Source organism: Paenibacillus sabinae T27, from assembly GCF_000612505.1.
Classification (GTDB): Bacteria; Bacillota; Bacilli; order Paenibacillales; family Paenibacillaceae; genus Paenibacillus_AQ; species Paenibacillus_AQ sabinae.
Map to the genome: position 1 here is coordinate 5,071,525 of NZ_CP004078.1, position 26,952 is coordinate 5,098,476.

Annotated in this window: 27 protein-coding genes; 9 read left to right on the forward strand and 18 right to left on the reverse strand. The window is 54.1% G+C overall.

Annotated elements, in window-relative coordinates:
• Positions 1-12: 12 nt before the first annotated feature.
• Entirely contained in the window at positions 13-420 is a 408-nt protein-coding gene (locus tag PSAB_RS23350) for a GNAT family N-acetyltransferase (protein WP_025336975.1), read from the forward strand.
• 116 nt (positions 421-536) lie between these two features.
• Here the strand turns inward: PSAB_RS23350 and hcp are convergent, their stop codons facing one another.
• Positions 537-2,192: a hydroxylamine reductase gene (gene hcp, locus PSAB_RS23355; RefSeq protein ID WP_025336976.1), complete on the reverse strand. Its 1,656-nt coding sequence runs from the start codon at positions 2,190-2,192 to the stop codon at positions 537-539.
• 145 nt (positions 2,193-2,337) lie between these two features.
• Here hcp and PSAB_RS23360 point away from each other — a divergent pair, with 145 nt between their 5' ends.
• The gene (locus tag PSAB_RS23360) at positions 2,338-3,024 is read left to right on the forward strand and encodes a Crp/Fnr family transcriptional regulator (RefSeq protein WP_025336977.1); all 687 of its coding nucleotides are present in this window, start codon (positions 2,338-2,340) and stop codon (positions 3,022-3,024) included.
• A 72-nt stretch (positions 3,025-3,096) separates the two neighbouring features.
• Here the strand turns inward: PSAB_RS23360 and PSAB_RS23365 are convergent, their stop codons facing one another.
• The 3 genes from PSAB_RS23365 to PSAB_RS24815 all read right to left on the reverse strand — a co-directional run bounded on the left by PSAB_RS23365 (position 3,097) and on the right by PSAB_RS24815 (position 7,730).
• The gene (locus PSAB_RS23365) at positions 3,097-4,017 is read right to left on the reverse strand and encodes an HD-GYP domain-containing protein (protein WP_025336978.1); all 921 of its coding nucleotides are present in this window, start codon (positions 4,015-4,017) and stop codon (positions 3,097-3,099) included.
• A 15-nt stretch (positions 4,018-4,032) separates the two neighbouring features.
• The gene (locus PSAB_RS23370; protein WP_025336979.1) at positions 4,033-4,638 is read right to left on the reverse strand and encodes a hypothetical protein; all 606 of its coding nucleotides are present in this window, start codon (positions 4,636-4,638) and stop codon (positions 4,033-4,035) included.
• 119 nt (positions 4,639-4,757) lie between these two features.
• Positions 4,758-7,730: an ABC transporter substrate binding protein gene (locus PSAB_RS24815; protein WP_158442616.1), complete on the reverse strand. Its 2,973-nt coding sequence runs from the start codon at positions 7,728-7,730 to the stop codon at positions 4,758-4,760.
• 295 nt (positions 7,731-8,025) lie between these two features.
• Here PSAB_RS24815 and gtfA point away from each other — a divergent pair, with 295 nt between their 5' ends.
• Entirely contained in the window at positions 8,026-9,480 is a 1,455-nt protein-coding gene (gene gtfA / locus PSAB_RS23385; RefSeq protein ID WP_025336981.1) for a sucrose phosphorylase, read from the forward strand.
• 104 nt (positions 9,481-9,584) lie between these two features.
• Positions 9,585-10,562, forward strand: coding sequence for a LacI family DNA-binding transcriptional regulator (locus tag PSAB_RS23390; protein ID WP_025336982.1), 978 nt, complete (start codon positions 9,585-9,587; stop codon positions 10,560-10,562).
• A 331-nt stretch (positions 10,563-10,893) separates the two neighbouring features.
• Here PSAB_RS23390 and PSAB_RS23395 read toward each other — a convergent pair whose 3' ends face one another.
• The 3 genes from PSAB_RS23395 to PSAB_RS23405 all read right to left on the reverse strand — a co-directional run bounded on the left by PSAB_RS23395 (position 10,894) and on the right by PSAB_RS23405 (position 12,757).
• Positions 10,894-12,063 carry an RNA-guided endonuclease InsQ/TnpB family protein gene (locus PSAB_RS23395; RefSeq protein WP_025336983.1) on the reverse strand — a complete coding sequence of 390 codons (1,170 nt, stop codon included), beginning with the start codon at positions 12,061-12,063 and terminating at the stop codon, positions 10,894-10,896.
• Positions 12,060-12,470 (reverse strand): IS200/IS605 family transposase, encoded by a 411-nt coding sequence (gene tnpA / locus PSAB_RS23400; protein ID WP_025336984.1) that lies wholly within the window; start codon positions 12,468-12,470, stop codon positions 12,060-12,062. The genes PSAB_RS23395 and tnpA overlap by 4 nt, the downstream gene beginning before the upstream one ends.
• Positions 12,471-12,562: 92 nt before the next feature.
• Entirely contained in the window at positions 12,563-12,757 is a 195-nt protein-coding gene (locus PSAB_RS23405; RefSeq protein WP_025336985.1) for a hypothetical protein, read from the reverse strand.
• Between the two features lie 208 nt (positions 12,758-12,965).
• On the opposite strand from PSAB_RS23405, the gene PSAB_RS23410 reads away from it, so the two are divergent.
• Positions 12,966-13,976 carry an LLM class flavin-dependent oxidoreductase gene (locus PSAB_RS23410; RefSeq protein ID WP_025336986.1) on the forward strand — a complete coding sequence of 337 codons (1,011 nt, stop codon included), beginning with the start codon at positions 12,966-12,968 and terminating at the stop codon, positions 13,974-13,976.
• A 91-nt stretch (positions 13,977-14,067) separates the two neighbouring features.
• Positions 14,068-15,300 (forward strand): peptidase T, encoded by a 1,233-nt coding sequence (pepT, locus tag PSAB_RS23415; protein WP_025336987.1) that lies wholly within the window; start codon positions 14,068-14,070, stop codon positions 15,298-15,300.
• Positions 15,301-15,411: 111 nt separating this feature from the next.
• On the opposite strand, the gene PSAB_RS23420 is transcribed toward pepT, so the two are convergent.
• The 3 genes from PSAB_RS23420 to hxlA all read right to left on the reverse strand — a co-directional run bounded on the left by PSAB_RS23420 (position 15,412) and on the right by hxlA (position 17,145).
• The gene (locus tag PSAB_RS23420; protein ID WP_025336988.1) at positions 15,412-15,813 is read right to left on the reverse strand and encodes a winged helix-turn-helix transcriptional regulator; all 402 of its coding nucleotides are present in this window, start codon (positions 15,811-15,813) and stop codon (positions 15,412-15,414) included.
• A 134-nt stretch (positions 15,814-15,947) separates the two neighbouring features.
• The gene (hxlB, locus tag PSAB_RS23425; RefSeq protein ID WP_025336989.1) at positions 15,948-16,505 is read right to left on the reverse strand and encodes a 6-phospho-3-hexuloisomerase; all 558 of its coding nucleotides are present in this window, start codon (positions 16,503-16,505) and stop codon (positions 15,948-15,950) included.
• 7 nt (positions 16,506-16,512) lie between these two features.
• Positions 16,513-17,145, reverse strand: coding sequence for a 3-hexulose-6-phosphate synthase (gene hxlA / locus PSAB_RS23430; protein WP_025336990.1), 633 nt, complete (start codon positions 17,143-17,145; stop codon positions 16,513-16,515).
• A 258-nt stretch (positions 17,146-17,403) separates the two neighbouring features.
• On the opposite strand from hxlA, the gene PSAB_RS23435 reads away from it, so the two are divergent.
• Positions 17,404-18,816: an MATE family efflux transporter gene (locus PSAB_RS23435; RefSeq protein WP_025336991.1), complete on the forward strand. Its 1,413-nt coding sequence runs from the start codon at positions 17,404-17,406 to the stop codon at positions 18,814-18,816.
• A 298-nt stretch (positions 18,817-19,114) separates the two neighbouring features.
• On the opposite strand, the gene PSAB_RS23440 is transcribed toward PSAB_RS23435, so the two are convergent.
• A complete protein-coding gene (locus tag PSAB_RS23440) occupies positions 19,115-19,393 on the reverse strand; it encodes a hypothetical protein (RefSeq protein WP_025336992.1) in 279 nt (92 codons plus the stop codon).
• Positions 19,394-19,606: 213 nt separating this feature from the next.
• Here PSAB_RS23440 and PSAB_RS23445 point away from each other — a divergent pair, with 213 nt between their 5' ends.
• A complete protein-coding gene (locus PSAB_RS23445) occupies positions 19,607-20,563 on the forward strand; it encodes an ATP-binding protein (RefSeq protein ID WP_025336993.1) in 957 nt (318 codons plus the stop codon).
• Positions 20,564-20,579: 16 nt separating this feature from the next.
• Positions 20,580-21,461: a tetratricopeptide repeat protein gene (locus PSAB_RS23450; RefSeq protein ID WP_025336994.1), complete on the forward strand. Its 882-nt coding sequence runs from the start codon at positions 20,580-20,582 to the stop codon at positions 21,459-21,461.
• An 88-nt stretch (positions 21,462-21,549) separates the two neighbouring features.
• Here the strand turns inward: PSAB_RS23450 and PSAB_RS23455 are convergent, their stop codons facing one another.
• The 7 genes from PSAB_RS23455 to PSAB_RS23485 all read right to left on the reverse strand — a co-directional run bounded on the left by PSAB_RS23455 (position 21,550) and on the right by PSAB_RS23485 (position 26,948).
• Positions 21,550-21,798, reverse strand: coding sequence for a type B 50S ribosomal protein L31 (locus PSAB_RS23455; protein ID WP_025336995.1), 249 nt, complete (start codon positions 21,796-21,798; stop codon positions 21,550-21,552).
• Positions 21,799-21,916: 118 nt separating this feature from the next.
• Positions 21,917-22,816 carry a GNAT family N-acetyltransferase gene (locus PSAB_RS23460; RefSeq protein WP_025336996.1) on the reverse strand — a complete coding sequence of 300 codons (900 nt, stop codon included), beginning with the start codon at positions 22,814-22,816 and terminating at the stop codon, positions 21,917-21,919.
• Between the two features lie 43 nt (positions 22,817-22,859).
• Positions 22,860-23,891, reverse strand: a complete 1,032-nt coding sequence (locus tag PSAB_RS23465; protein ID WP_420835617.1) for a potassium channel family protein — start codon at positions 23,889-23,891, stop codon at positions 22,860-22,862.
• Positions 23,892-23,973: 82 nt separating this feature from the next.
• Complete coding sequence (locus PSAB_RS23470; protein WP_025336998.1) at positions 23,974-24,366, reverse strand: DUF350 domain-containing protein; 393 nt, start codon at positions 24,364-24,366, stop codon at positions 23,974-23,976.
• Positions 24,363-25,043: a hypothetical protein gene (locus PSAB_RS23475; RefSeq protein ID WP_025336999.1), complete on the reverse strand. Its 681-nt coding sequence runs from the start codon at positions 25,041-25,043 to the stop codon at positions 24,363-24,365. The genes PSAB_RS23470 and PSAB_RS23475 overlap by 4 nt, the downstream gene beginning before the upstream one ends.
• On the reverse strand, positions 25,030-26,241 hold the full coding sequence (locus tag PSAB_RS23480) for a glutathionylspermidine synthase family protein (RefSeq protein WP_025337000.1): 1,212 nt from the start codon (positions 26,239-26,241) through the stop codon (positions 25,030-25,032). The genes PSAB_RS23475 and PSAB_RS23480 overlap by 14 nt, the downstream gene beginning before the upstream one ends.
• Positions 26,238-26,948 (reverse strand): hypothetical protein, encoded by a 711-nt coding sequence (locus PSAB_RS23485; RefSeq protein WP_025337001.1) that lies wholly within the window; start codon positions 26,946-26,948, stop codon positions 26,238-26,240. Before PSAB_RS23485 ends, PSAB_RS23480 begins: the two co-directional genes overlap by 4 nt.
• Positions 26,949-26,952: the final 4 nt, after the last annotated feature.

Sequence of the window (26,952 nt, forward strand, 5' to 3'; positions counted from 1 at the left end):
GGATACTATATTTTGGATATTAAGATCATTCACAAAGAGCAAGCCTGGCGGCTGCGCCATGAAGTCATGTGGCCGGAAAAGGATCTCGATTATGTAAAGCTTAAAGACGATGATGAGGGGACTCACTTCGGGCTTTTTGAAGGGGAAGCGCTGATTTCAGCCGTCTCTCTTTTTGTACATGGATCGGAAGCGCAGTTCCGCAAGTTTGCGACGTTAACCTCGCATCAGAATCAGGGGTGCGGGAGCCGATTATTGTTCCATATCCTCGGAGAAGCAGAGCAGGCCGGCGTGAAACGGATTTACTGCAATGCCAGGAGCGGAAAAGTTTCGTTCTATGAAAGGTTTGGATTAATCCCAACTGCAAGCACGTTTACAAAAGGCGGCAAAGATTATATTGTGATGGAACGGTTCTTCGGGTGAGGGAATAAAATCATTTATAGGTCCTAAAACAGGAGCAGGCCAGCCGGAATTTCGGCTGGCCTGCTTTGCTTAGGTTTGGACTTGAGGTCCACTCTTTTCTAACCTTGACGGTTCGATTACACCACCGACAGGAAACGCTCCACATCTTCATTCACGGTTGTGATGCCGCCGATGCCGAACGTCTCGACCAGCACCTTCGCCACATTCGGGGACAGGAAGGCCGGAAGCGTCGGGCCGAGGTGAATGTTCTTGACACCCAGGTAGAGCAGCGCCAGCAGCACGATGACCGCTTTTTGCTCATACCAGGCAATGTTGTAGGAAATCGGCAGGTCGTTGATGTCTTCCAGGCCGAATACTTCCTTCAGCTTCAGCGCGATTACGGCCAGCGAGTAGGAATCGTTGCACTGGCCCGCATCGAGTACGCGCGGAATGCCACCGATGTCGCCAAGGTCAAGCTTGTTGTACTTGTATTTGGCACAGCCAGCCGTCAGGATTACCGTATCGCTAGGCAGCGCCTGAGCAAAATCGGTATAATAGTTCCGGCTCTTCATCCTTCCGTCGCAGCCGGCCATTACGAAGAAGCGCTTGATCGCGCCGGTCTTCACCGCGTCGACCACCTTGTCGGCCACTCCCATCACAGCCGCATGGGCAAAGCCGCCGACAATCTCCCCGCTCTCGATTTCGACCGGAGCCACGCAGGTCTTAGCCTGCTCGATGATGGCGGAGAAGTCTTTCGGAGCGCCGTCTTTACCTTCCCCGATATGCTTGATGCCGGGATAGCCCGTGTTGCCTGTCGTGTACAGACGGTCCTTATAGCTGTCCTTCGGCGGCACCACGCAGTTGGTCGTCATCAGAATCGGACCGTTGAAGCTATCGAATTCCTCATTTTGTTTCCACCATGCGTTGCCGTAGTTGCCGACAAAATGGCTGTATTTTTTGAAAGCCGGGTAGTAGTGGGCTGGCAGCATTTCGCTGTGCGTGTACACGTCGACGCCCGTTCCCTCCGTCTGCTTGAGCAGCTCTTCCATATCCTTCAGGTCGTGGCCGCTGATCAGAATGCCCGGGCGGTCGCCGACGCCGATGTTCACCTTCGTAATTTCCGGGTTGCCGTACGTCTCCGTGTTGGCACGGTCAAGCAGCGCCATAACGTCAACGCCGTACTTACCGCATTCCATAACGAGAGCAACCAGCTCCTCCGCGGTCAGCTCATCGTTCAGCGTAGCGGCAAGTCCGCGCTCAAGGAAAGCCTGCGCGCCGGCTTCATGATAGCCGAGCACCGCGGCATGCTCCAGATAGGCGGCCATGCCCTTCAGGCCGTAGGTAAGCAGCTCGCGCAGGGAGCGAACGTCCTCGTTCTCGGTTGCAAGCACACCAACCGCCGCTGCCTTGGCTTCCAGCTCTTCGTCCGTGCCTGGCGTCCATTGCGCGGCGTCATGGCCTCCGAGCGCCACGTCTGCAAGCGAGCTGGCCAGCCGTTTTTTCCAGCCGTCACGAATGACGATCCCTTCTCTGACTCTCGCAATAAATCCGTCGCGGTCGAAGTTAGCGTTGGTGATCGTTGCGAACAGGCTCTTGATGATGAAATGCTCTGAAGCAATGTCAGTCACTCCGAGTTCGCGGCCCTTTGCCGCATAAATGGAGATGCCCTTTACCGTGTAGAGCAGAAGGTCCTGCAGATTGGCGACATCACTTGTCTTGCCGCAGACTCCCTGAATCGTGCAGCCCGTTCCTTTGGCCGCCTCCTGGCACTGAAAACAAAACATACTGCTCATTGAATCATCTCTCCTTAATATTCATGTCATTCGTCTGCCGTCTGTGTCTTTACTAGTTACTACCGATTGTAGTAGACTGACGTCGAACAATCGGTAACGGATGTTACCGTTTATCTAAAATTATTTTAAAAATTGGAGGAATTCCATGAAGCCGGAGCCTGCCGTGCTGCAGACCTGTCTATTTTTTCGGGGAAAGAGCATCGAGGAGCTTGACGCCATGCTGGATACGATGCGCTACACCGTCCGGGATTGCAGCAAGTCGGAAATGATTATCAGCGAAGGCGAGACCGCCGACCGGCTGGGAATTGTGCTATCCGGAGTGGTGGAAGTTCACAAAATCCATCAGGGCGGAGGCGGCATAACCATTGCCAGGCTGGGGAGGGGGCAGACCTTCGGGGAGGCGGTGCTGTTCCGGCGGGAGAACGTGTATCCGGCCACCATTATTTCAGCGGGGCGAAGCACCGTCATGTTCATCGGCAAGCAGGAGCTGCTGCGCCTGTTCGCCGCCGATACCGACATGCTGTCCAGGTATATGGAAAATCTGTCTGAACGCCTCGTCATGGTTAACCGCAAGCTTGAAATCCTGTCGGCCGGTTCGCTGCGCCGCCGGGTTGTGCATGATTTGCTGCAACAGGCGGACCAGCAGGGGACGGATACCCTCCGGCTGCCCTTCAGCCGCAAGGAATGGGCCGAGCATCTGAATGCCGCGCGTCCTTCGCTGTCCCGGGAAATGGGGCTGCTGCGCGACAATGGCTGGATTTCGTTCAAAGGAAACACGGTCACGCTGCTGGACCGGAAGAAGCTGGAGGGGATTATGGAGCGGGAAGAATAATGCTTCGAGCAGCCGCAGGCGTTTGCCGAGTATGCGATAGAGATGAAAAAAAGACCCTCCTTATAAGGAAGGTCATTTCTCTCCGGGCTTCAGTATCCCGTCAGCAATTAAAGCCTGTTCAAACAACCGGACCAGTTCGGCGTCATAATGGATGCCCGACAGCCGCTTGAGCTCGTCCATCGCGACTTCCGCCGGAAGCCCCTTACGGTATGGCCGGTCGGAGGTCATCGCATCAAAAGTATCGGCAACGCCGATAATTTTGGCTTCGAGCAAAATCTCTTCTTCCTTAATCCCGTAGGGATAACCGGAACCGTCAAGGCGCTCATGATGCTGCAGAATGATATCGCTAATATTGTTGTAATATAAATCCTTAACCATGACATAGCCGTCATAACAATGACGCTTCACAATCTCGAATTCCTCTGCCGTCAAGCGCCCCGGCTTGTTCAGAATTTCTTCGGGGGTATGAATCTTCCCGATATCGTGAAATGCGGCCGCAAAATATAAATCTTCCAGCTTGTCCTTTGGCATTTTGATCATCCTGGAAATCATCAGGCAGTATTTCTGTACCCGGCCGCTGTGCTTGAATGTATAGTTATCCTTTTCTTCTATCTGTTTAAGAATATTCTCCAGCTTTCTCAATCGGTGGCTGATGAGGTGAAACGCAGGCTTGGTTGTATGCCACAGCAGCTTCATCTCTGTCAGAGTGCTGAAATAGACGGCTTCCTGGAGATAATGGGTGTAGAAATAGTCACCTTTACCCAAGATGATATGCCCATTATCGCCTTTATAACTGCACTCACCCTCCAGTATGTAGAAGAACTCCATCGTATCGGCTTCTTCGCCGGGATAAACATAGAATATTTTATCTTTCTGAATAGTCTGTAAAATTATTTCGGAGCCGTCACCTCTAGCCAACAGGAAAAATTCAGAGGATCCTTGATGTTCTTGTGCAATGTTGTCTCCTTCCCTTCCCAAGTTCAGGCCCTTCATAATTTTCAGTCCCTCCTATATTTCCACAGCGATAGGATCGATCCAAACCTCGCGATCCGCAATCTTCACAAGCTTCCAGAAACGTTCGGCAACCACACCCAGTTCGGCCGCTTGAGCGATCGCTGTGTCGGCAATTTGCAAGGTTTCGTTATACAAATCCGTAACCAGCTTGTCCAGTGCGCTGGTATAAATTTTGGTGCGTTCAGCAATCAAAGTGCCTTCCGAAGCGGCGTCCGCGTTAAATTCGGCGATTTGATCATCCGCTGCTTTCGAATCTCCCCCGCCCGGGGTGAACAACTGTTCCACCAGATCGTCGGAAGCGGTCTTTACATCCGCAACCTCAGCCGAGATTTGGGCAGTGTCCGGATTCAGCTCGGCCGCGGCCTGAAGCTGTTTGATCGCCTGAATATCTTTCAAGTAATCCTCTTGTAGTTTATCGGCTTCTGCGACAGCTTTTTCAATCTTTTCGTCAATTTCTTGGTTGGCCTTCTCAATAATTGAGAGTGCAGTCTGTTGATCTTGAGTGAGATTGTCGGTCGCCGGCGATGCGAAGACCGCGCCAGTAACCATAAGAAGAGCCAGCATAAAGATCAAGCCGCTTGCCAATAGCTTCTTTACCATGTCCACTTTCCTTCCGCGAATGGGTTGAATTTCAGTTTAATTATAGTATCGAAGGTTGCCGTTTACCAGTTTTATCCGTTAAAGAACGGGCATAAATCGACGGATTATTAGGCATTTTTTCAACACTTTTCTACATTGATCATTTGGCGGGCATATTGGCGGGTCCAAGCCTGTACCTGGCCCTCTGCAATCGGACGGCTGATGTAGTAGCCCTGTACCTTGTCGCAGTTCACCCGTCTTAGGAATTCGAGCTGTTCCTTCGTCTCGACTCCTTCCGCCGTAACGATCAGCCCCATATCGTGACCGATTGCGACGATGGAGCCGGCCAGCGGCATGCTGCTTCCTTCACCCGGGAGGCCGTCGATAAATGATTTGTCGATCTTCAGCGTCGTTATCGGCAGCTGCTTCAGATAGCTGAGGGAAGAATACCCTGTCCCGAAATCGTCCAAAGCGATGCCGATGCCCCGCTGCTTCAAATACTCCAGCTTGATGCTGATCTCTTCAAAAGACTCCATAATGATGGACTCGGTGATCTCCAGCTCCAGGTACCGGGGGTTCAGCCCCGTTTCGCGTAAAATCTTCAGCACGGTTTCCGCGAAATCGTCCATCAGCAGCTGGATGACCGATATATTGACCGAAATATGGTACGGTCCCAGCCCCTGACGATGAAGTCCGGCAAGAAAAAGACAAGCCTTGCGCAGCACCCATTCCCCTATCGGGATAATCAGGCGGCAATCCTCCGCAATCCCAATGAAAGACAAAGGGGAGACAAAGCCCAGTACCGGGCTGTTCCAGCGAATCAGCGCCTCGAACCCCCACAGTTCTCCGTTGGGAAGAGTCACCTTGGGCTGGTATTGCAAAGACAGCTCGTTGTTATCGATGGCCTCCCGCAGATGCTTCTCGATGATTACCCGCTCGTCAAAATACTGCTGCATATTCTGTCCATACAGCATGTATGTCCCTTTGCCCGCCTGCTTGGCCCGGTACATGGCAATATCGGCGTTCTTGAGCAGCGCCTCGGCGGTCCTGCCGTCACGCGGGTATTGGGCGATTCCGACGCTGATGGAGACATGCACGGTGCTGTCGCCCAGCTGAAACGGCTCTTTGAAGCTCTGAATCAGTGCCTCCGCGTAAAAAACCGTCTGCTCCGGCTGCTCCGTGTCCTTGAGCAGAATGACAAATTCGTCTCCGCCGAAACGGTAGCGCCTGCTGTTGCCGGCGGACAGCGCGAGCAGCCGCTCACCGGCCTGTTTAAGGAGCAGATCGCCGAATGTATGGCCCATCGTGTCGTTAATATATTTGAAATTGTCGATGTCCATGAAGAACAATGCCGCCTGTCCGCTCTCATTCTTCTCGATGAACGCCTTCAGCTCCTCCGTCAGCGACAGCCGGTTCGGCAATCCACTGAGCTCGTCATTGAAGGCTAGCACCCGGTATTTTTCCTCGCTCGCCTGAAGCAGCGTCTGGTTCTCGACCACCTTGTTGTACTGCTCCAGCAGTTCATCCTGAAGGGCGGTCAGCTCCTCGTACGTCGATTCCAGCTCCTGATAGCTCATCTGCAGCTTGCTCTCATACCCTTTGCGGTCCGTAATATCCGTCATCGAGCCGGCGAACCGGACGTAACCGCCCTCCTCGTTCCGCTGCACCTTGCCTCTGGCCTGAAACCACTTGTACTCCCCGGACTTGGCGCGTATCCGGTATTCGCTGTAATAATAGACCGTCTTTCCGGACAGATGATCCTTCCGCTGCCGCTCCTCCTGCTCGAGGTCATCGGGATGAATAATGTTACTCCAGCCGATATAATGCTCGTCAATCTCCCCGATTTCATAGCCCAGAAGCTCGTACCACCGGTCCGAGAAGTAATAGATCATCGTCGTCATGTCCAGGTCCCAGATGACCGCGTCGGCGCCGAACGCCGCCAAGGAAAATCTCTCGTTACTCTCCATCAGCTGTTTGCGGATTCTTCTGACCACCCCGGCATGGAACAGCAGAATGGCGATGAATACAATCAATACGGAGAACACCGCGATAAGGATAAGCACAAGGCTCCGATAGGTCTCATAAAAAGAGAACGGCTTGTTAATCACTTCGCTGCCCGGCGGGAGGTCCTTCACTTTAATATGAAAGTGCTCCAATTGGTTGTAGTCAAACGCATTGCGGCTCGTGCCGGCGTAAGAGACGGGGATGGTGTCCGGATTTTCTCCGCCCAGGACACTCAGCGCCACATTCGCAGCTTTCTCCCCCAGGAGCTTCCCGCTGAGCAAGTTTCCACCGAATGCGCCGTGATTGAGTCCGTATTCATACATATAGTAAAGCGGTACTGTACTAATGGCCGAAAGTTCGCTCGAAAACCGGTCAAGCTCGGTAATTTTGCCGGTAACATCGCTGTAAAAGGTTGTCGCCAGCAGGATGCTGTCGGAAGAAAGCGACGATGCCGTCCGTTTGATTTCTTCTTCTGACATCCGGTTCATGCTATGGAGCTTCAAGTCAAGGTTCATCGATTTCAGTTTCTTTATGACTAGTTGGGCAGTAGACAAGCCGCTCTCCGAGTTATCGTATACAAGATAGACATTTCGGATGGAGGGATTAATGTAAAGCGCCATTTTTATCGTTTCGGAAGGGTCGATATTCTCGATGACGCCAGTGATGTTCTTCTGGTTCTTGATTTGATCGTAGCCAACCTCATTTATGCCGCTAAAAATAATGGGCGCGTCGCTTAACAGCTCTTTTCGGTTCTTGGCTGCAAAATCGAACGCGCGGTCATCTGTCGTTATAATAGCGTCGATATGTAATTTTGCGTATTTGCCTTTGATCAATTCGTAAAAGTGCTGCAGATTCTCCTCGTTTGGATACCTTTTCCAGTCCAGGTATTCCGTATAAATGACAGGAGGAACCTTCGAGCTCTTGAGCCGCTCTTCAATGCCGTTGTTCTGGTCGTCCGTCCAAGAGAATCCTTTATGGTAGGAATGCAGGATCAGGACATTCTGCTGGGGAGCTTCCGCCGCTCCTTCGGCCAATGGCGGGCAGAGGCCCATCAAGAACAGAACGAGCAGTAATAACCGCCAGACTCCCTGCTTTGTTATATATGCCATTTCTGATCCCATATCCTCACCCCGCTTCGAAATGCCTGCATCCAGCTGCGAAAATTTTTCGGTAAATTTCGACAATATATAGATTCTAGGCTCACCTCTCCCTTCCTTCTATTGTCGGAAGAAAGTCTGTAATTTTACATATTTGTAGAGAGAAGGCGAGAAAAATATTTATAACAACCCAGAAATCAGGGTATGCTAACCGGTTGACATATGCAATATACGGCTCTTATACTGAAGATGTCTTCATTAGTCTTGCGATCTGCCCACCATTCCAATTGAACAGGAGCCGATTGAATTGACCATCAAAAACGAAATTATGCTGATTACGTATGCCGACAGCCTAGGCAAGAACCTGCACGAGACCGCCGAACTGCTCTCCGCCCATTTCAAGGATATTGTTGGAGGCGTTCACATTTTGCCTTTTTACCCCTCCTCCGCCGACCGGGGATTCGCTCCGCTTACTTACGAGGAGGTCGATCCCGAGTTTGGAAACTGGGATGACGTCGCCAAGATTGCAAACGGTTTCTATTTGATGTACGACTTCATGATCAACCATATCTCGCGCAGCTCTGCGTATTTCAAGGATTTTCAGCAGAACAAGGATGCCTCTCCCTACCGCGACCTGTTCATCCGTTACAAGGACTTCTGGCCGGGCGGCGAGCCTACGCAGGAAGATGTGGACGCGATCTATAAACGCAAGCCGCGCGCGCCTTATATCGATGTAACCTTCGCGGACGGAACGGCCGAGAAAATCTGGTGCACGTTCGACGAGGAGCAGATCGACCTTAATCTGTATACGGAAACGACGAAAAAGTTCGTGAGGGAACAACTTCAGGGATTGGCCGAGCGGGGCGCTTCGATTATCCGCCTGGATGCTTTTGCATACGCTACCAAAAAGCCGGGCACAAGCTGCTTCTTCATCGAACCGGACACGTGGGAAATGCTTGATGAAGTAAAAGCCATACTGGAGCCGTACGGAACCGAGCTTCTCCCCGAGATTCACGAGCATTACAGCATTCAGCTGAAGCTGGCGGACAAGGGCTACTGGGTCTATGACTTTGCGCTGCCTATGCTTGTGCTCCATGCGCTCTACAGCGGAAAAGCGGAACGGCTAAAGCACTGGCTGAACATCTGCCCGCGCAAGCAGTTCACCACGCTGGACACGCATGACGGCATTGGCGTGGTCGACGCCGCCGATCTGATGACTCCCGAGGAAATCGAGGAAACGAAGAACAACCTGTTCTCGCAGGGCGCCAATGTGAAGCGGGTCTACAATACGATGGCATACAACAACCTGGATATCTACCAGCTCAACTGCACCTACTATTCGGCTCTAGGCGACGATGACGACGCCTACGTGCTGGCCCGCGCCATCCAGTTCTTCGCGCCAGGGATTCCGCAGGTGTATTACGTCGGGCTGCTGGCCGGCAAGAACGATATCGAGTTGCTGGAGCAGACAAAGGTCGGCCGCAATATCAACCGCCACTATTATACAAAGGAAGAAGTCGTAGAGAATCTGGAGCGTCCCGTGCTGCAACGGCTGTTCGCGCTGATGAAGTTCCGCAACAGCTATCGCGCTTTTGACGGCGACCTGACCGTAATGGACACAGGCGAGGCCTCTAAGTTAGAATTGATCTGGACGAACGGTCCGCTACGGGCCGTACTGCGCGCCGACCTTGCGGCAAAAACCTTCACCGTACATTACACGGACGAGCATTCCGGCGAAGAGACGCTGCTGGCGGGCGTATAACGTTTTTCCGACGACAAAAACTGTGTTCCTTTCGAAGGCGCGATTCATCTGCAAAAGGGTGAACGCGCCCTTTGCTTACGGAGCCTGCAGGCAGGAGCGATTGCATGCCCACCATTAAAGATGTGGCTTTAAAGGCCGGGGTTTCCGTTACCACCGTATCCCGGGTGCTGAATAACAGGGGATATCTGAGCGAGGATTTGAAGAAAAAAGTATACGGCGCCATGGAGGAGCTGAATTACCGGCCCAATGAGCTGGCCCGTTCGCTGAGCCGCTCCAAGTCGAATATCATCGGACTGATTATTCCGCATGCGGCGCATCCCTTCTTCGGAGAACTGGTCAGCCACATCGAGGAGCAAGCGTATCTGCGCGGGTACAGGCTGCTGCTCTGCAACTCCCATCTGGACAGGCAGAAGGAAGCGGAATACATCGATATGCTGCGCTCCAGCCGCGTCGATGGCATTATTCTGGGCAGCCATACGCTGGAGGTCGAGGACTACCGCCAGATTCATCTGCCCGTGGTGACATTCGACCGGCGGATCAGCGCCGACATTCCCTACGTCTGTTCCGATAACTTCCGCGGCGGGGAGCTGGCAACGGCGCGGCTGGCCGACAAGGGCTGCCGCAAAATCGCCCACATCGGCGGGCATCCCCATCCCGACCTGCTCGCATTGAAGCGGCTTGACGCCTTCAAGGAGATCGCCAGGCAGCGAGGACTGCAGCATGTCGAGGTGCACACCGATTGGGACGGGTTTGACTTCGCGGAATATGAGCGGCTCGTCAATCGACTGCTGGAGGAGCATCCCGACGTGGACGGTATATTTGCCAGCAGCGATGTGATTGCCGCTTATGCGCTTAAAGCATGCCTGGCCCGGAAACGGCGGGTGCCCCAGGATATCAAAATCGTCGGCTACGACGGCATTTCGCTCCGCGGCCTGCTCACGCCCGTTCTGACAACGGTCGCCCAGCCGATTGCCGGGATGGCCCAAAAGGCGGTCGAGCTCATCACCCAGCAGGTGCAGGGCAACAAGGTCCCGGCGGAGAATATACTGCCGGTGCGCCTGATTGAAGGAGAGACAGCATAGGAAAAAGAAATCCCCCAGGTTTATTGGGGGATTTTGTGTTATTTTCTAACGCAGATGCCACTCCTTAACCGTTACAGCCGAAGAACCGCTTCGGATCAGCGGGTCGGCCTGGCCGATCTTCTCCGCTTCATCAAGCGACGATGCCGTGAATGAACCTCCCCTGCTTACACTTCGTTTAGAAGCAGAGGTTTCTTACCAGCCCCTGCCGTTACTTTCGATAAGCACATAGGTTGGCTATCTGCTTTCGCTGACTGCGGAAATCTAACGGCAAGGTTCAGTAAGCAACACTTGTACAAGTGGGTGGGAACTCACCTTCTACTACTTCTCGCGCTCACGCGATCCGTAGATACTTGATTTCTTTCGTTTCGCCCATATAACGGATATCTCCATGCAGATACTTGGATAATATCCCTTTGCTCCCGTGTATATCCCGGTGTTCGGTATAGCCACAGGAACAGTTGTAGTTTCTTGAAGAAGTCTTTTTTCTTCTTCCGCAACAAGGACATTGTTGGCTAGTGTAGCTCTCATCTATCATTTTTATCGTGATTCCCTTGGCTTCCAGTTTGTATCCGAGCTGCTTCTGTATCTTGCCGAAGCTCCAATTGGACAACTTTTGGGTTACGATCTTTCTCCTCTTCTTTTTCGTGTTCCGCTGTACGCCTTCCACTTGGCCGACAACCGCCTCTTTGACTTCATTTTCCGTGCACCATTCTACGAATTGTCTTGTGGTTTTGTGGATGGCGTCATTCAGTTGGCGCTCGCTTTTGCTGAGTATGTATTTTTTAGCCCGGTTGTATTTTTTCCATTGCCGGCTGCCTTTGTGGCATTTGCTCATGAGCTTCTGGATCTCGGCCAGCTTCTTGTTTCTTAGCCGGTGAATGCTTCTTACCTTTCTTCCGGTGATGATGATCGACTTGTTTTCGGTGGTTGTTGCCGTGATGGAGTGGATTTCTCCCAGATCAATGCCTGCGATTTGGCTGCCATGATTGTCCGCTGCCGCTTGTCCATCATCATAGCTCATGGAAATCATCAGTCTTAGGTCATATACCAGCTCGATTTCCTTGATGTCCGCATCCGGTAAACGCGGGACAGTGATTTTGATGGGGGCCTGCCGTTTGCCGTTTTGAATACCCAGACTTAAGTAGATCGTGTTGCCCTCAATTTTGAATGCTTGATCCACCCATTTCGTGTTGAAGCGTTTCTTCTTTTTGTAAGGATATTTGGTAGGAAGACCTTGGCTTTTAGCTTGTTTTGCGCTGTCTCTGGCAAAAAGATATTTATGGCAGACCGCCTGTACCGACTGGGAATGTAGAGGGAACTGATTTTTCAGCGCCGCTTGAAGTTCCGTTTTTCCGATCCATTTCCCATCGTGCTGTAGGGCATAGTGTTTAGCAATGTCTAGACACCTGTTCCAAACTTCCGCTGATATGCGGTTGCACGCAAACAGTCGTTCCAGATCCGTTTTGGAGGTGTGGAACGCTGTTTTGACACATCGGATCATCTGGTTCTCGCCTCCTTCCCTTGATTCTCGATGTATGCCTTCAGTACGTCCAAAGGTGCACCGCCCACAGTAGTTAGGCAGAAACTTTGCGACCAAAAGTACTCTTTCCATAGCTTCGTTTTGACTTCGGGAAAGTCTTTTTTGATGAGGCGAGAGCTGGCACTCTTGTAGGCATTGATAAATTTGGATAGTTCGGTGTTGGGGTGCGCCTTGAACAGAACATGGATGTGATCGTTATCATGATTCCACTCGCTCAGCGTAATACGATAGTTCTCTCCAATCCGTTCAAAAATGGCCTTCGCATACTCGGATATCTCGTCGTTGAGCACTTTTTTACGGTATTTAATGCAAAGGATGAGATGGTAACTCAGAAAGAATACCGAGTGATTATTCGAGTCTAATTTCATTGATACACCAGCCTTATCTCTAACTAAGACTGATTATATCAAATGGGCTAATATAGATCAATAATTTTCCAGAGTTGTTGCCTGGCCGATATTCATCCCCTACCTGTAGAGGAATGGGACTTCTCTCGGAATGCTGTTAAATAAGCGCCGCCAGAAGAATCGCTAAAAGGACCGTACATTTCGAGACGGTTCTCTTTTTTTAACTGATCGAGATGTTCATAATGCCCTTGGATATCGTCCGGATTGAACCTTTCGGTTCGCTCCGTGATGATTAAGTACCGGTTCATCGCCGTTCCCCCTATCAATATACGTTATATACAAATGATAACAAACGATGTCAATGCTTGCCATAGAGTTCCCATCCGGGAATATGCTCCCCTTACTTAAAGTATGTAAATGATGTTTAGTTATGCTATAATGCCTGTACTGTGCTGGTTGGCAGTTGTAAATCCTGCTTTAATGATAGATAAACCGTGTTATATGGGAGGCTTAGCCATGAACAAGCTTCAAGATATACCCGTATCGGTACTCGATCTTGCCCCGATTGTGGAAGGCGGCACGGCGGCGGACGCGCTCCGCAATGCGCTGGATCTGGCCCGGCATGCCGAGCGGTGGGGATACCGCCGCTATTGGCTGGCGGAGCATCATAACATGCCCGGCATCGCCAGCTCGGCCACCTCGGTCGTCATCGGGCACGTGGCGGCCGGAACCCAGAGCATCCGCGTCGGCTCGGGAGGCGTTATGCTGCCGAACCACGCCCCGCTGATGATCGCCGAGCAGTTCGGCACGCTGGAATCCCTGTTCCCGGGCCGCATCGATCTGGGCCTGGGCCGCGCGCCCGGCTCGGACCAGCCGGCTTCCCGGGCGATCCGGCGCGGGCTCGGCAGCGACGGCAGCGACTTTCCGGAGCAGCTGGCCGAGCTGCGCGCCTATTTTGAGCCCGGCGCGGCGGACTCGCGCCCTTCGGGCGTGCGGGCCGTCCCCGGCGAGGGCCTGAGCGTGCCGATCTGGCTGCTCGGCTCCAGCGGCTTCAGCGCGCGGCTCGCCGGCCAGCTCGGGCTGCCGTTCGCCTTCGCCAGCCATTTCGCGCCGGACTATCTGCTGCCCGCGCTTCATTTGTACCGCAGCAGCTTCCGGCCCTCCGCGGCGCTGGACAAGCCGTACGTCATGGTCGGCCTCAGCGCCGCCGTTGCCGACACGGCGGAGGAAGCTCGGCGGCTCGCAACCTCCCCGCAGCAGCAGGCGCTGAGCCTGATCCGCGGCCGTCCCGGCAAGCTGAAGCCGCCGGTGGACAGCATGGAAGAGCTGTGGAGTCCGCAGGAACGGGCCCTTGTTCTCGGCAGGCAGCAGTACGCCGTTGTCGGCGACCAAGCCGCCGTGCGGGAGCGGATGGAGCAGATTCAGGAGGAGACCGGGGCCGACGAATGGATCGTCACCTCGCAAATTTACGACCATTCCGCACGCCTTCGCTCCTATGAAATGCTCGCCGAGATCCTTATCAGGTGAAGACCCGGGCGGGAATCGCCGGAAATAGGGTTTCCCTTCCGAACATGATAAAATAAATTGCAGCATTGAAGATCCAGAGGAGATGAAGAAAATGAAGCAAGAGGTTATAGAACGCTTTATTTCATATGCGCGTGTCGATACGCAGTCGGATGAAGGCAGCCAGACCTGTCCTTCGACGCCGGGGCAGATGATTCTGGCCCGGAAGCTTACGGAGGAGCTGGCCGAAATCGGCATGGAGGAAATTACGATCGATGAGAACGGCTATGTGTTCGCCTCGCTTCCGTCCAATAGTGACAAAGATGTGCCGGTCATCGGTTTTCTCGCCCATGTGGACACCGCCACCGAGATCACGGGGGCAGGCGTTCAGCCGCAGATTGTGGAAGCCTATGATGGCGGCGATATCGTGCTGAACAAAGCGCTGAACGTCGTTCTCTCGCCTTCAAGCTTTCCGGAGCTGAGCGAATATGCGGGGCAGACGCTGATTACGACCGACGGCACGACCCTGCTCGGTGCGGACGACAAGGCCGGAATCGCTGAAATTATGACGGCCATGCATTACTTGAAGCAGCATCCGGAGATCAAGCACGGCAAAATCCGGGTGGCCTTTACACCGGACGAAGAAATCGGGCGCGGCGCTCACAAATTTGTTGTTCCGGCCTTCGGCGCACAGTTCGCGTACACGATGGACGGGGGACCGCTTGGAGAGCTGGAGTACGAAAGCTTCAACGCGGCCGCGGCGAAGATCATTTTCCACGGCGTCAATGTCCACCCCGGCACAGCCAAGGGAAAAATGATCAACTCCGCCAAAATCGCCATGGCTTTCCACGAGCGGCTGCCAGCCGGGGAAGCGCCGGAATTCACGGAAGGCAAGGAAGGCTTCTACCATCTGAATTCGTTCCAGGGAACTGTGGAGATCAGCCGGCTGAATTATATTATCCGCGACTTTGACCGCGAGCGGTTCGAGGAACGCAAGGCGTACATCCAGGCCCTGGCCGACGAATTCAGACAGACTTACGGGGAGCACAGCATCGTGCTGGAGCTGAAAGACCAATATTACAACATGCGCGAAAAAATCGAGCCCGTAAGCCACATCGTCGATATCGCCCATACGGCCATGACCAATCTCGGCATCACGCCGATTGTCCGGCCGATTCGGGGAGGCACCGACGGCTCCCAGCTGTCCTATATGGGGCTGCCGACGCCGAATATTTTTGCCGGCGGGGAGAACTTCCACGGCAAGTTCGAGTATATTTCAGCAGATTCGATGGTCAAGGCGGCCGAAGTGATTATCGAGATTGCGCAGCTGTTCGAGCGCCAGGCCTGATCTCCCGGGCAGCTCATCACTCCTTTATACAAAAGCCTCCGAAGCCTGGCGTCAACTGCCATGCCCGGAGGCTTCTTTATGCGTAATGGAGGGTTGCTCAGACGGTTTCATTTATAATCTTGCCGAACTGAGCGGTCCCTCTTCCTCACCCGGTCGTCCGTCTTTCCAAATGACATTTTCCCCGTAGTTTTTGCCCCAGTCGTACATCATGCGCAGGACGGGCATCAGACTTTGGCCATATTCCGTCAAAGAGTATTCCACTCTCGGGGGGACCTCCGCATACACTTTGCGCAGGACAAGCTGATCCTCTTCCAGCTCCCGGAGCTGGTTCGTCAGCATTTTTTGCGTGATATGGGGAATGAGCTTTTTCAGCTCGCTGAACCGTTTCGTACCGTCCAAGCCGAGATGCCATAGAATAATCAGCTTCCACTTTCCGCCGATGACAGCCAGAGTCAACTCTTTTTCACAGTTAATTTCCTTAAGATTGATCCGGTCCTTGATGTCCGTTGCCATGCTTGCACCTCCTTTTGTTGATATCATACTACAAAAAAGAAACGCATGCCGCCCCGGACAGGGCTGATGCGTTTCCCATAAAATTGGAAGAGCAAGGCATTTCCTTTCAATGAAAATCAGGGCAGTCCGCGCCGCTACTCCAGATTGGCATGCTTGCCGAACATTTGGTTTGTCGTTTGCCCCGTTTTATCCATTAGCCGCAATATAACGGCATCATAGAACAGGAGAAGCGTCTGCTCAAACAGCGAGGCCATCGGCTGAATCGTCGAGCCGCTTCCTGCCGCCTGATCTTTCGGCGCTCCGGGGAGCTTCACCGTATCATCGGCCAGACGTCCAAGCGTCGACTCCGGGTTGATCGTAACCACGGCTACGCCCGCGCCCAAAGCCTTGGCTTTATTCGCCATCGCGATCAAGCTCTGCGTCTCTCCCGAGCCGGAGCCGAGGATAAGCAAATCTCCCTCGAATATACCGGGAGTCACCGTTTCTCCGACCACATAAGCTTCCTTGCCAGCATGCATCAGCCGCATGGCGAACGCCCGTCCCATTAGACCGGATCTTCCTGCTCCCGCAAGGAATATCCGTTTTGCGCGAAGAACCCGTTCGGCGAGTTCCTCCGCTTCCTGCACGGGAAGCCGGGATACGGAACGCTGCAGCTCATTGATAATTTCCTCCGCGTATTGTACGGTGTTCATCGGCCGCTTATGACTGACTGACAAGACGCTTCATTTCAGCAGCAACTGCTTTTTTGTCGTCTTGTCCGGTAATGCCTCCGCCTACGATGACAAGGTCCGGTTTCGCCTCGATCACTTCAGGCAGCGTGTCCAGCTTGATGCCGCCCGCGATGGCCGTCTTGGCCTGCTTGACCACACTCTTGATCGCCTGCAGATCCTCAAAGGAGTTCTTGCCTTCGGCTTGATGATCGTATCCGGAATGAACGCAGATGTAATCGACGCCAAGAGCGTCCACTTCCGCCGCTCTGCCTTTGATGTCATTGACATTAATCAGGTCGACGAGAACTTCCTTCCCGCTTTTCTTGGCTTCTTCAACCGCGCCTTTGATCGTGGAGTCGTCGGAAACGCCGAGTACGGTAATAATATCCGCGCCCGCTTCAGAGGCTTTCATCACTTCGTAACCGCCCGCGTCCATAATCTTCAGGTCGGCCAATACCGTAAGCTGCGGAAAAGCATCCTTGATCGCTTTTACAGCGTGCAGTCCTTCATTAATCACGATCGGGGTTCCAATTTCAACAATATCTATATAGTCGGCAACCTCCGCTACTACTTCTTTCGCTCCGGGAATGTCTACCAAATCAAGCGCCAATTGCAGTTTCATGGGTGTCATGTCTCCTTCGTGGATATATAATTTATTGCTACGTCTATAGTAGACAGTACATTTCCATTTAGGAAGTAGGCACTTTGCCGTGGTGTAGTCACCTGGAGGATACTATTGGCTAATCCGCAGAAAATTTCAGAACACCATAATCTTGTGGTTACACGGGAAAAAGGGGTGATTTTATCCAAAAGCTGTGCTAATATGATCCTTTGGAAATTGATCGAAAGAACCTGACTTTACAAAAAGAAGGTGACCCTCATGGCTGCTGACACCGCTGTGAACAAGACGGAAAATGAAAGCCCCTCCCATGAAAAAATCAGTCTCGTCAAGCTGACCTGGCCGATCTTCCTCGAACTGTTTCTGTTCATGCTGATGGGTACAGTAGATACGTTTATGATCAGCTCCGTTTCCGACGATGCCGTATCCGGCGTAGGGGCTGCAAACCAGATCATCCAAATCGCCATCCTCGTGCTCAGCGTAGTCGGAAACGGCGCAGCCATCGTCATCTCCCAGTACCTCGGTTCCAGAAAGCTGCTCGAAGCGGCGGACGTTACCGCAAGCTCCATTACGCTCAGTCTGGGCCTAGGGGCGCTGCTGAGCATGATCTTCCTCGTATTCGGGGGAACCCTGCTGTCCGTCCTAAACATACAGGGCGATATTTTTGTCTACGGGAAGACGTACATTGTTATTGTTGGCGGTTTTATTTTTTTCCAGGCGCTGATTAACGCCCTTGCGGCCACGATTCGCACCCACGGCTTCACCAAACAGACGATGCTGCTGTCGCTGCTTATGAACATTCTGCACGTGGTCTTCAACTATATTCTGATCTTCGGCCACTTCGGCTTCCCGGCGCTCGGCGTGCAGGGCGCGGCCATTTCAACCGTGCTCAGCCGCCTGATCTGCCTGTTCCTGTTCTTCCTGCTGATGTACCGGATCATGGAAGTGCGCATCAAGTGGTCTTCTTATATTTTCCTAAGCAAAAGCTACGTCATGAAAATACTGAAAATCGGCATCCCTTCCGCTTTCGAGTCGATTATTTACCAGGCATGCCAACTCGTGTTCACGCTGTATATCACTTATTTGGGCGCGGAAGCTTTGGCGACCCGCCAATATGCGCTTAATATTTCAAGCTATGTATACCTGTTCAGCATGGCGGTAGCGATGGGCACCTCCATTATCGTCGGTCACCTTGTGGGAGCGAAGATGCCGCAGGAGGCCTACAGGCGGGTGTTCCAAAGCGTCAAATGGGCGCTGCTCGCCACCGTACTCATTGACCTGGTTGTCATCGCCTTCCGCATCCCGCTCTTCGGGCTGTTCACGGACAATGGGAATATCATTCTAATGGGGGCTCAGGTGATGCTGCTCAGCTTCTTGCTGGAGACGGGGCGGACCACCAATCTGATCATCATCAATTCCCTGCGGGCATCGGGAGACGCCAACTTTCCGGTATACATGGGGCTGATCTCCATGGTATGCATGAGCCTGCCTCTGGCTTACGTGCTCGTCTTCCAGTTTCATCTGGGGCTTGCCGGGGTCTGGATCGCGAATGCCGCCGACGAATGGACGCGGGCGGTCATTATGTATTTCCGCTGGCGCGGCCGCGCCTGGGAGAAATACGCGCTGGTCGAGCGCGGCCCTGCCGAAGGCGGGGCGAAGTCCGCGCTGACCTGACCGCGTTTCATGGAAGCGGCGGAGCCTTCATTCCTTCCTAAAGCCGGGATACGGCCGAAAATAAGAAAAACTCCCATCGGAGCCTCTCGAAGATGTTGCCGAATCCCTCTTAAGTGGTTGTTTTTCTTGCAATATCAGGGAGTCTGGTCTTAGAAGTTTATACTTCCTGATATTATCAAATAAGCAGGGCCGGGAAAGAAACAGCTTCTTTCCCGGCCCTGCTCTTTTATTGCCTGTCAACCGCTCTTGGAAGCGGCGGCCTCCCGGCGACAAGGCCGAAAGACCATCGCCGCCTTGGTTAATCGACGTAGCCGGCCAAGCCCTTATCCATCAGGTAGTCCATCTCCGCATCTAGAATCCGCTCGACCGTCAGCTCGTCCAGCTTGACGTCGCGGCGGCTGAGCACATAATCGACCAGATCGTCGCTGTCGATGTCGACGTCTCCCTTGGCGTTCGCCTTGGCGCTGTTAATAAACGTCTGTTCATGCTTCAAAATAAGCGTGATCGCTTGGGGATCGGCTTTCGTCTTGCCCGCGATATAGGCGATCATTTCCCGCTCGTTTATGGGTTGATTCATATGTGTTCATCCTTCCCGCTTGGAATTGCAAACCCATTGTAGCACAAGCCCCCCGCCTGCATACAGCGAAGCCTTGGAGGAACCGGGCAAATTGCGTCCCTTTTTTTGATTGCTTATAATACTAGATAAGCTGCGTCCTCTGCTACTTGACACGTTCATTAGGAACGCTTTTCAGCAGCAGCAGGCGCTTTTGGGTGAAAGGGCGTGAATGCCGTGCCTCATGACGAGCAGGATAAGAACCGGATCAGACCAAAACTTAAGGTGATTTCGTTCAACGGAGACGAGAGCAGCCTTGTCGAAACCGAGCAGCCTAAGGTTACCTTTCAGGATGTCGGCGGAATGGAACAACTCAAGAAAAAAATCCGCCTGAACTTTATTCTGCCGCTTCAGCAGCCGGAAATGTTCCAGGCCTTCGGAAAGACAGCGGGAGGCAGTCTCCTGCTGTACGGGCCTCCGGGCTGCGGCAAGACGTTTCTTGCCCGGGCGATCGCCGGGGAGATCAACGCCAACTTCCTGCATGTCGAGCTGCAGGCCATTCTTTCCATGTACATCGGAGAAAGCGAGCATAATCTGCATGATTTCTTTGAAAAAGCGCGCCAGGAAAAGCCCTGCGTCCTATTCATCGACGAGCTCGACGCGCTGGGCGGAAGCCGCCATCAGATGCACCAGCACCATAACCGCATGCTGGTCAACCAGCTCCTGATCGAACTCGACGGACTGCAGTCCTTCAACCATGAAGTCCTCGTCATCGGTGCGACGAATACCCCCTGGTACCTCGATTCGGCGCTACGGCGGCCGGGACGGTTCAATCATCTGTTCTTCGTGCCGCCGCCTGAGCCGGCGGAGCGGGAGCTTATCCTTGGCCTGAAGATTCAGGGTAAGCCGCAGGAAGGGCTGAACCTGAAGCGCTGGGCCGAGATGACGGCGCATTTCTCGGGCGCCGATCTGGAGCAGATTGTCAGAGATGCGGTGGAACGGGCGATCGAGCGTTCGCTTGAGAGCGGCAGCATTCAGCCGATTACGGACAAAGATATGAAGGCGAGCATCGAGGCACGCAAACCGACGACACTGGACTGGTTCTCCACAGCTAAGAACTACGCGACCTTTAGCGATATCAACAAAGATTACGAGCAGGTGCTGGAATACGTGAAGACCCACCGAATCAAATGAACAGGCGGTGATGCTCGTGAGCTTGCACAGCCCTGACGGCTTCCACTGTGAGCGTGCCTTTCAGCTGATGAACTGGCGGCGCTTCGCGGAGGCCATTGAGGAGACGGAAAAGTGGATACGCGAAGATCCGGAGAACGCCGATGCATACGGAATGCTGGCGCAAATCCATATGAAGGCCGGCAGTTATGACCATGCGCTGCATTGGGCGGCGGAGGCGCTCCGCTGTGATCCGGAGAACGCGCTCGGCTGGTTCGTGCGGGCCGTATCGCTGTATTCGCAGGGCAATGAGGCGCTGTTCCTGGAAGCGGCGGCGGAAGGGCAGCGGATTGATCCGCTGGAAAGCTATTATCCTTTTCTCAAATTCAATATTTACCATAAAAAGGGGAATTTTCAGGCGGCCCGGGAGGAAATGGACCTTGCCCTCCGGCTTGCTCCGGACCGCTCCCTGTTCCTCGCAGCCGACAGCTATCTGCGCGCCAACTCACACGATTTCGAAGGCTCGCTCTCGTCGGAGCGCATGGCGCTGTTCTACGATCCCGAGGACGACCAGACCTTTCTCTATCTCGCCTGGGCGGCGGAAAGACGGGGCGATTACGCCAAAGAGATCGAGTTCATGAAGAACGCGGTCCGAATCGATCCTACAGACGAGCAAATCCGCCGCGAGTATTTGAACAGCCTGCAGAAGAAATACTGGTTCTACCGCGTGCTGCTCCTGCCTTTACTCATGAAGAAACGGCTTCGCAATTGGCAGTTTTTTTTCGTCTGGATCGTGCTTTGGGTCGTATTCCGCCCCTTGGTGCTGGTGTTTCTTCTTCTGTACGTGCTGGCGTACTGGCTGAGTAAGCTGCTCGTCCGGGTGCAGGTGTTCGGCTGGAGATCGTTGTTCCGCAAAATATAGCCTGAGGATAGAACGAAAAAAAGGACCAACCGCAGACGGCCGAAGCCTGACGCGTTTGGTCCTTTTTGGCCGATATATACCCTTGGCGTTATTTCTTGTAGTTCAGCCGCTGATTGAAGCGGTCGATGCGGCCGCCGGTGTCGATATTCTTCTGTCTTCCGGTATAGAAAGGATGGGAAGCCGAGCTGGAATCGACCCGGATCACCGGATACGTATTGCCGTCCTCCCACTCCATCGTCTCGTTCGAAGACTTGGTGGAAGCGCTCAGAAATTTAAAATCCGCGCTGGCATCATAGAAAATGACCGGCTGGTATTTCGGATGAATGCCTTCTCTCATCGTAACTCCCTCTTTCTTAAATAAAATAGACATCTTTATTAACTTACCCTACTTTTGGATAAAGCTTTCAACAAAATGACCGCTTTCGTGAAAAATTTCGGAAATTACCGGGGCGGACCTATGATGGCACGGTATCCGTCAATGCCAGCTCCATATACAGCAGCTCATGTGCCGGGACAAAGCCGGCCCGCTCCAGTACAGCTGTAAAAAAGGCGTCAGCGGCCGGAATATGAACGGCTCTAGCTCCCGTGCCGTCCGGGATGCTGGAGAGCAGCCGGGACAGCAGCGTGTCCGCGATCGCCTCCGCGTCCATGCGGCCGCCTGCCACGCCGCACGGATAAATCAGCAGCGCGGACAACTCGCCGGTCCCAGAATAAATCCGCCGGAACGGAAGATATCCGGCCGCTTGTCCTTCCTGCTCCGCGATCAGGCAGCGATCGCCCTTCAGGCTCAGCCAGTGCGTCTGCCACGGCCCGCGGTGGCGGTAGAAGGGAAGCAATGCCACCTCGGCCACGTCGGCTTCCCGAACCTCAATCGGAGCGGCCGCCCCAAGAGACGAGTCCCTTGACGGCCGGGCTCCGGCGGGCAGCTCGTAAAACCGCGTCATGCCCTTGTTCACATAGCCGCACCGCTCATACAGCGCAATGGCCGGGGCGTTCTGCACGAACACTTCCAGTGTCGCCAGATCGACGCCTTCCTCCCGGTAGCGCCGGATGCTCTCCTCCAGCAGCTGGCGCCCGCCTCCCTTGCCCCGGTAAAAGGGGGCGACGGCGGTCCCCCCGTTCCAGGCCACCTTGCTTCCGTTCACCATGCGGATGCCGTTCAGCGTTAGGCCCGCCGGCCGCTCACCATCGAAGAGCACGATGGACTGCTCGGGCAGCAGATCCTCATTGTTCATCCGGGAGACAAAAGCCAGCGATTTCATCGACAAATCAACATAATAGTCCGCAAATCCCGTATTCCAAGCTTCCAGCGCCGTACTCAGCGGCACCTCGTTCAGTGTTCTGATACTGGCCATAGCGCTCCTGTTCCTTTCTCAAGCGGAATTTCTTTCATTGCCGTTATCCCGTTTTGCCCGCGATTTTCCGGTAGGTGGCCTCGTCGGAGACGACATACAGCCTCGCATCCGCCGGGATCGGATCGTCCAGCCTGCGGTTGATCCCAAGATCATGGCGGTCGGCGATCAGGGTGGCCCCTTGGCGCAGCAGGTCCTGAAAAGCGTCCCCGTAGGTTTTCCACGACCGGTCTACCGGCACCTCGTAAATATCGTCGCCATGGGAGCGGCTGATAAGCTGTGTAATGACCTCGGGATTCCCCTCCTGCAGCGCCGCTCTTACCGCCAGCCGGGAGACGGCGTCATGCGACAGGACGAAGTCGTTGACCCGGACATGCCGGAAGTTCTGCACGTTCTTCTCCTGCATGATTTCCACAGTGGTATGTACATCCGGCGCAATGCGTTCAATGCTGGAAGCGATCAGCAGCGATTTGCCGTCCACGAGCGCGGGCTCGTCGATCCGGATATCGCCGAAAATAATGGCCGCCTTGGCCTTGGCGAGTCCCGCCTTCACCAGGATATCGTCGGAGGAAGGGTCGCCGCTGATGAAATGAACCTGCTTCATCTGCTCCAGCGGATGCTGACCCGATTCGTCGATAACAACGATGTGACCGTCCGGCGTATAGCTGAGAATTTCGCCTACCGCCGCCTGCGCCTTTTTGCTCCAGTTGATAAGAATAACATGATCCTCTCCAAAAAACGGCAACCTCCCCGCCCTCCTCTGCCTTCCAATTTCCGCGATTGCGTCGATAACCTTTCCGATCACGAGACTAAGCAGCCCGATGCCGAAAATGTATAGAAAAATCGTAAATATTTTGCCGATGACGGTCTTAGCAAAAAAGTCCCCGTATCCGACCGTCGCCATAGTCGTCATCACCCAATAGAATGAATTGAACCAGCTGCCGAACGTATCCGGTTCCAGCAGGAAGGCAACCGTTGCACTAATCCCGACAAACAAGAGAATGCTCAGACCGATCGTTCTTTTCCTGACGTTGGTCATCATAGTAGACAGCTTTAACAAAAAGTGAATGGCAGTCACCCTCCCCGGACGTTCCACAAAAGCCCGCAAAGCCGCCCGCCGATTGACGGCTTTAAGGACAGCCCTGCGGGCCTTCAAATCGTTAAATAATCAGACTGCTGACCGCAAACGCGGTTCCAATAAAAACAAAGCACAGCAGCGTTCCCACCGCGACATTGCCCTGCTTCAGATGGTCGGAGATTTTAAAGCCGATCGTGACCAGCTCGAAAATCCAGTACGCCGCCACCAGACAGATATAGCCGACAGCGAACCAGAGCACCATAAACCAGATTGAGGAGTTTGTATAGGCCGCCACACCGAGAATTATCGCGGTCGCCAGAAATTTCCCGCCAAGCGCCAGACCTACGGCAACATTGCCGTTCTTCAGCTCCTCCATATCTTTGAACGGGGTCATCCAGCTGAAGATCAGCATCCCCAGCAATTGAAGCGCGATGATGAAAATGACACTAACCAGAATATTGATAACGACCGTCAATTCGCCCACCCCCGAAATTTTGCATAAGCCAAATCATAATCGGCAAAATCGTGAACTTCTTCCAGCACGACCTGCACCGTCTTCTTCTTCTCCATCGCGGTGTAGCGCTTATCGTCGATCGGCTGCTTGATCCGGTTACCCGACGGCAGCTCCACAACGGCAAAGTTTCTTGTCTTGTCCTTGTATTTCGTCTTGTATACGCCGATCAGATCGACGTCCGTTGTTACCGATACCTTCAGATTCTTCAGATCATCGGTCGCCGATTTCAAATCCTTGTAGGATTTGATCGTAGACCATGAAGACAGGCGGACCTGGTTCTTCTGATCGGCATCCGTCGTAATTTCGGCGTCCATGTATTGAAGGGTATAGATTTTGTCTCCTGTTGCGTAGTTGCCGTCGTTGGGCAGCATCTCGTTGTTCGGCAGAATCGTCATATCGCTGCCGATCAGATCGCCGACCGTCCCCTCCACGACCCGGTAATCCCACGGCACTCTGGCTACATCGCTGGTCGACGTCGCACTTGAATCTGTAGAAAATACGCTGTCCGGATTATCAGAGCAGCCGGCCAGCGCCAGCACCGCCGCGATAATCAGCAGCAGAAAGGCCAAGCGGAGCGGCCGCTTTCTCCAAAGCCCTCTTGAGCTCTCGCCCGGCGTCTTATCCTTATTCTTGCGCAATTGCTCTCACTCCCATAGCAATAAAATGGCTTGTATTTCCGGTAATGAGCCCGCCGCCCCGCCCCAGCAGTCCGCAGGGCCGGCCGTTGATCATGAACATGCCCGTAAGCAGATGCAGCTCGCCCTCAGAGGTATGAATCCTCGCCAGCTCCGCCCTCTTCTGATAGACGGAAGGGAACAGCACGCTGCTGTCGAAGCCGTCCTCATCCTCAAGCTCCAGGCTGCCGGATTCGTCATACATACGCACAGAGCCGCCTTCGCGGCCGAACATCGATTTGGACACGAAGTTTCCCGAGAACACCGGCTTGTTGTACGTAGGCAGAATATATTTGGCGATGGTCTCCCGCTCTTCTTCGCTGAACAAAAAGCCCAGCTCATACATGCCCCAGACTGCTGCCATCAGCCCTTTGGACTGAAGCAAAATGCTGTGCGGCGGATTAAACAGCGTGAGCTGGCCGGTCTCGACAGCATACGCCAAGGCGTCGCCGCCCTCATCCACCGCCATCCACTCTTTCGGGTACAGAGCGAACATCCGGTGAATCACACGGCCCTGCCCGTCTCTTACCGTTCCATCTTCAATGGTAAGCTCCAGGCAGTCGACGCATTGGATCGCGAGTCCGCTGTGACGGACCAGCGCTTCGATCGTGCCGGAATCCTCCAGATGGCTTCCGTAGTTCACGCAGGCCGCGGTGTCCGGCCGCTCTTCGCCCCAGGCCGCGGCGACCAGCTCCGGCATCCTGCCGTTCACGGTGGGAATGCCCGCCTGCGCGCATATCCATGGTGTTGCAATGGACGCCTCCACATAACCGGTCGGCGTGTCGGCGTTCAGCTCCAGCAGCTTGATGCTGCCTGTCTCATCAATAGCGAAGTCAAACCGCGCATACCGGCTGATCAGCCCAGGCGGAGCGAGCGGCGCACTGTCCAGCATCTCCCACAGCACTTCCGGGATGGCGAGCAGCGCGTACAGGTCGTGCCTGCGGTGAATATAGCGCGCGGTCTTGTCGAGAATGGCCCACAGCCGGGAGGATGCTTCCTCAAGCTCCCGGTAGGTGTCCTCTCTCATCACGGCGACTCCGTCCAGCCAATATTCCTCGTCCTCGAGGTCTGCCCAGGCAAAGCCCAGACGCCCCAGCTCCTCCACTCTGGAGGCCCGGTCTTCGCCGGGATGCTCCAGCCACTGAAATACAGGCTCCGTCATCCGCCGAACCCGAACCCGCCGCTCTTGCCCGAGCTGGACCGGGAGCTGGACCCAAGGCCCGACGATCTTGAGCTGGACGACGAACCGGACGAGCTTAGGCCGCTCGACTTGCCGCCGATCCCGCCCGCCTTGGAAGACGTCGACCGTCTCGTAATGGTGCCTGTCGTGGAGGTGGAGGTCTTCGGCTTCACCACGGAGCCGACCACCGGCTTGTTCTGAAATGTCGTGCTGTTATAAGTACGCGGTTTATAGACCGTATGCGTACCTCCATAATAGGTTTTGCGATGTTCATACCATCGGCTCGGCGAATAGCTGGAACCGCCGCCAAACAGCATGTGATACAGCAGCAGATCATCCCAGCCGAAGCCGGAGTTATAGCCGCCGTAGTTGTTGATGACCGTCGTCCCGTTCGACGAGGTCACACCCGGAGCCTGGGTGGGCTGAGCCGTTTCCTCCTCCTTCTGATCGGGGTACGGGATGTTCCAGTCCACATTTTTGTCGAAATAGGCCTTGACCTCTTCTGTAGACCAGGACACCAAAGTCGGCTCATCAGCCGACGAGCTTGCCGTCGAAGCGCCCGGAACGAACAGCGCATTGGCCAGCAAAGCGATTCCGAGCGAGGTAGACAGCACGCGAACCGGCTTGCCGCTCACAACCGGCTCCTGTTCCTTCAGCGATTCCTTTCCTCTTTCATTGTCTTTACCCAAAGCG

Coding starts and splice junctions, on each gene's coding strand:
- hcp (WP_025336976.1), bottom strand. CDS start 2,192: ATGAGCAGTATGTTTTGTTTTCAGTGCCAGGAGGCGGCCAAAGGAACG.
- PSAB_RS23360 (WP_025336977.1), top strand. CDS start 2,338: ATGAAGCCGGAGCCTGCCGTGCTGCAGACCTGTCTATTTTTTCGGGGA.
- PSAB_RS23365 (WP_025336978.1), bottom strand. CDS start 4,017: ATGAAGGGCCTGAACTTGGGAAGGGAAGGAGACAACATTGCACAAGAA.
- PSAB_RS23370 (WP_025336979.1), bottom strand. CDS start 4,638: ATGGTAAAGAAGCTATTGGCAAGCGGCTTGATCTTTATGCTGGCTCTT.
- PSAB_RS24815 (WP_158442616.1), bottom strand. CDS start 7,730: ATGGCATATATAACAAAGCAGGGAGTCTGGCGGTTATTACTGCTCGTT.
- PSAB_RS23390 (WP_025336982.1), top strand. CDS start 9,585: ATGCCCACCATTAAAGATGTGGCTTTAAAGGCCGGGGTTTCCGTTACC.
- PSAB_RS23395 (WP_025336983.1), bottom strand. CDS start 12,063: ATGATCCGATGTGTCAAAACAGCGTTCCACACCTCCAAAACGGATCTG.
- tnpA (WP_025336984.1), bottom strand. CDS start 12,470: ATGAAATTAGACTCGAATAATCACTCGGTATTCTTTCTGAGTTACCAT.
- PSAB_RS23405 (WP_025336985.1), bottom strand. CDS start 12,757: ATGAACCGGTACTTAATCATCACGGAGCGAACCGAAAGGTTCAATCCG.
- PSAB_RS23410 (WP_025336986.1), top strand. CDS start 12,966: ATGAACAAGCTTCAAGATATACCCGTATCGGTACTCGATCTTGCCCCG.
- pepT (WP_025336987.1), top strand. CDS start 14,068: ATGAAGCAAGAGGTTATAGAACGCTTTATTTCATATGCGCGTGTCGAT.
- PSAB_RS23420 (WP_025336988.1), bottom strand. CDS start 15,813: ATGGCAACGGACATCAAGGACCGGATCAATCTTAAGGAAATTAACTGT.
- hxlB (WP_025336989.1), bottom strand. CDS start 16,505: ATGAACACCGTACAATACGCGGAGGAAATTATCAATGAGCTGCAGCGT.
- hxlA (WP_025336990.1), bottom strand. CDS start 17,145: ATGAAACTGCAATTGGCGCTTGATTTGGTAGACATTCCCGGAGCGAAA.
- PSAB_RS23435 (WP_025336991.1), top strand. CDS start 17,404: ATGGCTGCTGACACCGCTGTGAACAAGACGGAAAATGAAAGCCCCTCC.
- PSAB_RS23440 (WP_025336992.1), bottom strand. CDS start 19,393: ATGAATCAACCCATAAACGAGCGGGAAATGATCGCCTATATCGCGGGC.
- PSAB_RS23455 (WP_025336995.1), bottom strand. CDS start 21,798: ATGAGAGAAGGCATTCATCCGAAATACCAGCCGGTCATTTTCTATGAT.
- PSAB_RS23460 (WP_025336996.1), bottom strand. CDS start 22,816: ATGGCCAGTATCAGAACACTGAACGAGGTGCCGCTGAGTACGGCGCTG.
- PSAB_RS23480 (WP_025337000.1), bottom strand. CDS start 26,241: ATGACGGAGCCTGTATTTCAGTGGCTGGAGCATCCCGGCGAAGACCGG.